Annotated in this window: 6 protein-coding genes and 1 pseudogene; 2 read left to right on the top strand and 5 right to left on the bottom strand. The window is 48.6% G+C overall.

The genetic code is table 11. The features are described from left to right. Positions 1-70: 70 nt before the first annotated feature. The 3 genes from F8N00_RS15745 to F8N00_RS15735 form a co-directional block, all read right to left on the bottom strand. On the bottom strand, positions 71-655 hold the full coding sequence (locus F8N00_RS15745; RefSeq protein WP_421018543.1) for a DUF4352 domain-containing protein: 585 nt from the start codon (positions 653-655) through the stop codon (positions 71-73). Positions 656-823: 168 nt separating this feature from the next. Continuing rightward, a complete protein-coding gene (locus F8N00_RS15740; protein ID WP_174315928.1) occupies positions 824-1,759 on the bottom strand; it encodes an NADP-dependent oxidoreductase in 936 nt (311 codons plus the stop codon). Between the two features lie 112 nt (positions 1,760-1,871). Continuing rightward, complete coding sequence (locus tag F8N00_RS15735; protein ID WP_421018542.1) at positions 1,872-3,341, bottom strand: methyl-accepting chemotaxis protein; 1,470 nt, start codon at positions 3,339-3,341, stop codon at positions 1,872-1,874. 153 nt (positions 3,342-3,494) lie between these two features. Here F8N00_RS15735 and crcB (F8N00_RS15730) point away from each other — a divergent pair, with 153 nt between their 5' ends. After that, on the top strand, positions 3,495-3,893 hold the full coding sequence (gene crcB, locus F8N00_RS15730) for a fluoride efflux transporter CrcB (RefSeq protein ID WP_023466830.1): 399 nt from the start codon (positions 3,495-3,497) through the stop codon (positions 3,891-3,893). Beyond that, complete coding sequence (gene crcB, locus F8N00_RS15725) at positions 3,894-4,244, top strand: fluoride efflux transporter CrcB (protein ID WP_058704271.1); 351 nt, start codon at positions 3,894-3,896, stop codon at positions 4,242-4,244. Between the two features lie 54 nt (positions 4,245-4,298). On the opposite strand, the gene F8N00_RS15720 is transcribed toward crcB (F8N00_RS15725), so the two are convergent. Next, positions 4,299-5,153, bottom strand: a complete 855-nt coding sequence (locus F8N00_RS15720) for a DegV family protein (RefSeq protein ID WP_023466828.1) — start codon at positions 5,151-5,153, stop codon at positions 4,299-4,301. 69 nt (positions 5,154-5,222) lie between these two features. Then, positions 5,223-5,690: pseudogene (locus F8N00_RS15715) on the bottom strand (galactose mutarotase); the annotation flags it as partial.

Raw genomic sequence — 5,690 nt, 5'->3', positions numbered from 1 at the left:
GTGTCTCGCCTGAGGAAAGGGCGTGAAAAGACGCGTCATTCTTTTATTGAGTCTCTTCTATGGTCACTCATTACTGTGTCAATTGAATCTCTTTTGATTGTCCACCTGCCCAGCCAAAGCCAGACGAGACTTCAAGCATCGGATTTTTCACCTGTTTCGGTAATTCAAAGACGATGTTGCCGGTTTTCTCGATATTCGGGTTGATCGTCTCTAAGAAGAAGCCCATCCCGTCTTCATTCGCATAAAGATCGAGTTCCGTATCGGCTGAGTATTCCGTATCGCCGACATTGACTTTAAACATGTTGCTGTCGACGAATCGCTCTTCCTTATCTCCGTTTAGAATCGTCAGACCGATGACTAAGAATTGTCCTGATGTTTTCTTTTCTCCGAGAACGTTCGACAACGTATCGACCATCTTGACGTCGTTGACGACGTACGTCAGTTTCCCGACCTTTACCTGATCATTCACCCCGTACGTTTTCTTGACCGGTTTTGCAACTGCTTTTGCCTTCACTGGTTTTGCTTCTGATTTGACTGCTTCTTGTTCGACTTCTACTTTTTTCTCCGGTGCTGCTTGTTCTTCGTCATCTCCTAGATTCCCGAGAATAACTGCGCCGATCACGATAATTCCTGTCCACTTCAATCCTTTTTTCATGTTACTTCCTCCTTTTAATGTGGCTGACTCACGTCTGATAGCCCTAGTATAGGAAGAAGCAACCCCTTATCCTTTATACTTTTTTAACCAGGTTATTTTTTGTTTATGGTTCGATAAAAAGATTGACAAAAAATAAAAGAGAACGCTGATTTCAGCGTCTTCCTCTTCTTATTCTCCCTTGACCCGAATGACGATTTTTCCTTTTGCGTGTCCTTCTTCGCCATAATCATGTGCTTCCTTAATTTGATCTAGATCAAAGATCCGATCGACGACAGGTTGTAGCTCGCCACGTTCGACAGCTTTAGCGATATGTCGTAAACGTTCACCCGTCGGTTGCATGAAGACATACGCAGAACGTGCATTATGCTCTTTCGCTTGTTCTTCATCTGGTGGTGTGGAAATCGAGACGAGCATTCCGTTCGGCTTCAGCATCTGATACAGTTCCCCTTGCTTGTCGCCACCCATCGTATCAAATACAAAATCGACGTCGCGAACACGATCGGCCGGATTTTCCTGTTTGTAGTCAATGACTTCGTCGGCTCCAAGCGCTTTTACCCAGTCAACGTTTTTCGTACTTGTTGACGTGATGACGTACAAACCGTTCGCTTTTGCGAGTTGAATCGCGACCGTTCCGACGCCGCCTGATCCGGCACCAATAAAGATCCGGTCACCTGGCTTCGCATCCATCACTTCGAACATGACCTGCCACGCTGTATGTGAGACGAGTGGAAGAGACGCTGCTTCTGCGAAGCTGAGCGATTCTGGTTTTTTGACGACGAGATGGGCATCGACCGCGACGTACTCGGCATATGTTCCTTGGCGAGCGATTTCCGGACGGCTGAAAACAGCGTCCCCGACTTGAAGATCGGAGACGTTTTCTCCTACTTCCTGAATCACACCGGCAACGTCCCAACCGATGACGAGCGGCATTTCGTAGCTCAACATCTGACGCAAGTATCCTTCGCGTAGTTTCCAATCGACCGGGTTTACACTCGCGGCATAGACTTCGATTAAAACATCATCCGGTCCGATGACCGGCTTGTCCAGTTCTCCGACCTTGAATTGTTCCGATCCACCATACTGTTCAATGTAAGCTGCCTTCATCCGTTGACTCCTCCTTCAATATTCGTTCCCTATCTTCTTCCCCGTCCGTCCTACCGACAAACAGTCTGAAGATACACAACAGCTCCCCATCAATCGATGAGGAGCTGTTTCGTTAACGATTCGTTTGTTGAAGGGTGGATGCCGTCTCGTTCAAGGCATGAATCGCCTGCTGCAGTTCCATGACCTGACCGACTTGATGACGCGTCAAACCGGATAACGACTCACTTTGTGCGAGCAACGCATTCATGAACGTGTCGAGTTGACCGGTTGCTGTCGTGATAGCAGTAAGACTGCTCGTCATCGTCGCGAACTGAGTCTGCGCCGACTGGATCGAACCGACGACTTCCGTCGCATCCATCTCGATCGTCTGTAGTGCTAACTGACTCTCTGCCATCCGCTCTTCCTGCTCACGTAGCAATGTCGTACTGGCATGAATCGAGTTGCCGGTTTGCGTGACGTCCTGATCAACACGTTCGATGATCGCATTGATTTCCTTCGACGCTTCTGCCGTCTGTGCTGATAGATTACGGATTTCTTGCGCAACGACCGTAAAGCCTTTTCCGAACTCACCCGCACGGGCTGCTTCAATGGAAGCATTGAGACTAAGCAGGTTCGTTTGCGCCGCAATCGCATTGATGCTCGACGTGATGGCGACGATTTCCTGGAACCGTCCAGCGAGCTGTCCGAACGACGTAACCGACTCATCCATGCTCGTCGTCAATTGTTGCAGGGATTGTCCGGCAAGACCAATCGTCTGTCTGCTCTTTTCGGCTGTCGTTCGCGAGGACGAACTGCGCTCGAGTGCGTGGTCGACCGAAACGGTCACATCCTCCATCCGGTTGACTTGCTGGTCGTTCAATTGGCGAATTTCACGAATCGCTTGAACGCTTCCTGCTGCATCATGTGCCAGCTGTTGCATCGCCAGATCAACCTGACTGAAGGAATCCTTCGCCGCGTCGACCGTTTCACTCATCTCTTCCGTAAACGTCGTTACTTCCGTTGCGGTTGCTGCCGTTTGTTCGAGAGCAATTTGCGACGTCGCCGCGTAGGCTTCCGACCGTTCTTGTTCTTGGCGGACGGCTAACATGACGTTCCGTCCAAAGACAGCGACAAAAACAGCCGCTGAGAAAATCATCAAATAGATGACATAGGCGACGATCAAGTCGAATGTATTCGTAAAGACAATCGTTCCCAGCATTGTGAATACTGCCATCTCAATGAGTCCAAGGATTCCGGCGAGAATGACCAAACGCGGAATTAAATAGACGATTGAAATCGTCAAGTAGAGATAGACGATCGTCCAAATGCTTGGCGACGGCAAGGTCACCAAAATGAGAGCGAGTACGAAATACGTTAACGTCACTTGGACGTACTTCCCGCTCGGACGATGTCCAAGTAGGCGGTTGCCCACAAGCAACGCGACCGTCAAGATCAAACCACCGACTAAAAACTGATAAAACACACTGATTGAGACGTAATTCATTTGCGCAAATAAGAAAATCAATGGATGCGCAATCGTAATTAACGTTGCAATCAGGCGGGACAAAATCTTTGTACTTTGTTGCTCGAGGGCAGATACCATCTTGTTCAAACTCCTTCACCTTATTAAAGTCATACAGTTGTTCATCGGCAGAAAGAATTCATTCGTTAAGTCTCTCGAGTGACTTTTTTTCTTGACGCTTTCTTGAAAGCGGGAGTACGGTTAACGTAGACTTTTTCAGAAAAGAGGATTTCTATGCTGTATGTACTCGTAGGTCTCGCAGGTGTTCTCGGTGCCTCGGCACGGTATGGGCTCGGACTGCTGATTAGCGACTTCACGACTGGTCCGTTTCCGTGGGCGACGCTTGCGATCAACTTGATCGGGAGTTTTCTTCTCGGCTATGCGACACACTTTTTATTTCGAACGAAACTCTTACATCAATATGCGATCACAGCCATCGGCACGGGTTTCATCGGCTCCTTTACGACGTTTTCGACATTCAGCGTTGAGACGGTGACCTTACTTAATGAACATCATTTAGCGGACGCGTTCCTCTACGTACTCGTCAGCCTATTTGGCGGTTTGTTCCTGTCTTATGTCGGTTACGCGCTCGGAACACGACGACTGCGTCACGTGACGAAAGGACGTGAGTGAATGACGCTACTTGCTCTCGCCATCGGTGCTTTTTGCGGCGCCATCAGTCGGTTTGCCGTCAGTCAATGGATGAAGACGTTTTGGAAACGTGAATTTCCACTAGCGACGTTCCTGATTAACGTAATCGGTTCGTTTTTGCTTGGTCTCGTCATCGGTGCGCATCTCGATACGACATGGACGTTACTCTTAGGTACCGGTTTCCTTGGATCATTTACAACGTTCTCGACGTTCAAAATCGAGACATTGCAGTTATTTCAGGACGGAAATCGTAAAGTACTTACCCTCTACCTCATCTCGAGCTACGGTTTCGGAATTCTTGCAGCGTTCCTTGGAATTACACTTACAGCTTGAACGAAACAAGAGGCGACGGAAAAATCCGTCGCCTCTTGTCGTATCTGTTTTAATTTAATCATTCATCCAGAATAGACCAACCGTCTCTGCTCCGGCATGCGTCCCGATTGCTGGTCCGAACGTGCCTTCGAGAATCGTCAAATCCGGGAACTTCGCTGCGACTTGCTGCCGCAGTTCCGCTGCCATTTCCGGTGCCATCGTCGTCGCGACATAAATCCGGTTCTTGTAGAACGTGTGCTGACGCATCGATTCATCGATTTGTTTAACCATTTCGATGTAAGCTTTCTTTAAAGAACGTGCTTTTTTGAATGGTACGATTTTTCCTGCTTCATCCGTCGTGATGATCGGTTTGATGCTGAGTAGGTTCGCAAGGAACAAGTCACCGGATGAGACACGTCCACCCCGACGCATCGTCTCCATATTACCGACGATCATATAGAAATGGGTCTTTTTCGTCAACGCTTGTAAGGCAGCGACGATTTCCTCGACGGATTTCCCCTGTGCCGCGAGCTCCATCCCGTAACGAATGAACTCTTGTTGGTTCTCAAACGCTGTATGAGAGTCGATGATATGAACCGGGAAGCTGGCTGCTTCCGCTGCTGATGCTGAACTTTGGACGGTACTTGAGAGCCCGTTCGTACAGTGCACTGCAATCGCACAGTCATAACCTTCTTCTTTCAGACGTTCATATGTTCCAACGAACTCCCCAAAGATTGGTTGTGATGTTTTGGCAATCAGCTTTTTGTCCGCATCTAGCGCACGGAACAAACGCTCGACCGTGATCGCATTCTCTTGGTACGCCGTATCACCGAGTAAGATTTGAATCGGTACGACATTGACGCCGATCGCTTCTGCCTCTTCCTTCTTGAAATAGGCCATACTATCGGTCACCCATGCTATTTTAGTCATTTCCCTAGCCTCCGTTAGATTCTTCTCGCTTTATCCTACCATATACAGAAGTGGAAATCGCAAGAAACGTCATGACATCATCTGAAAATGAAACGATGTACGCTTATGATAATGCTCATCGGCATGTAAGACGACGGAAGGAAAATTCGGTTGGTTGATCGCATCCGGTAATCCTTGTGTCTCAAAACAGATTCCGAGGTATGGGGTTGCGCGTCTTCCACAAATCGTAAACTCGCCCGACAAATGATTAGCAGTGTAGACGACGACTCCCGGTTGATCCGTCACGACGCGCAATCGCCGCCCGCTGATTGGCTCATCGAGAACGATTTCTCCACCCTCTCTAAGCAGGAAGGGATGATCAACCCCACTACCTGCTTGGCGGAGTTGTTCATCTGATGCATGTGTCACTTCATGCAGGGGACGGGTATCGAGAAAATCAAAGACGGTGTCTGTGACGGGGAGAATATCACCGGTCGGTACCGCATCTTTCGTCAACGGAACATAAAAAGGTGCATCCATTCGTAACAGATGCTGTTC

It is taken from the genome of Exiguobacterium sp. A1_3_1, from assembly GCF_048985645.1.
Classification (GTDB): Bacteria; Bacillota; Bacilli; order Exiguobacteriales; family Exiguobacteriaceae; genus Exiguobacterium_A; species Exiguobacterium_A indicum.
The sequence above is the reverse complement of the archived record's forward strand: the minus strand, read 5'-3'. Positions and strand labels throughout refer to the sequence as shown.